The sequence below is a fragment of the Vibrio sp. 811 genome (genome assembly GCF_033339195.1).
Map to the genome: position 1 here is coordinate 1 of NZ_JAWOUB010000722.1, position 569 is coordinate 569.

Here is a 569-nt window from a genome sequence, read left to right on the forward strand (position 1 = left end):
GATGTTTGATAACGCTTGTTCAATTTCGCTAGGTTCAGGGATTAAGCTGAGCTGATTTGCTACATCCACAGTGCTTGGACGAGGCGAGTCGCTAGCTTGACCGAGTTGCTCTAGTTGAGACAGTTTAGTACGAGCATTTTTGATGACCGTTTTAGGTACGCCAGCTAAGCCCGCAACCGCCAAGCCGTATGATTTGCTTGCGGCGCCTTCTTGAACTGCGTGCATGAAAGCAATGCTGTCGCCATGTTCTACCGCATCTAGGTGAACATTCGCTAAGTTTGGTAGCAAGTTCGGTAATTCGGTTAGTTCAAAATAGTGCGTAGCGAAAAGTGTCATCGCGCCAATTTGTGTTGCAAGCCATTCGGCACTTGCCCATGCCAATGAAAGACCATCGTAAGTACTGGTACCGCGACCGATCTCATCCATTAACACCAAGCTGTTCTTGGTTGCGTTGTGGAGAATGTTGGCCGTTTCTGTCATCTCTACCATGAAGGTTGAACGACCTGATGCCAAGTCATCTGAAGCACCGATACGAGTAAAGATGCGATCCAATGAGCCAATTTGTGCTG

1 protein-coding gene is annotated in these 569 nt (G+C 48.0%); it reads right to left on the minus strand.

Annotated features, from left to right (window positions below; translation table 11 throughout):
- On the minus strand, nt 1–569 hold a 569-nt coding region (locus R7Q46_RS29055), incomplete at both ends, for a MutS-related protein (protein WP_411978792.1).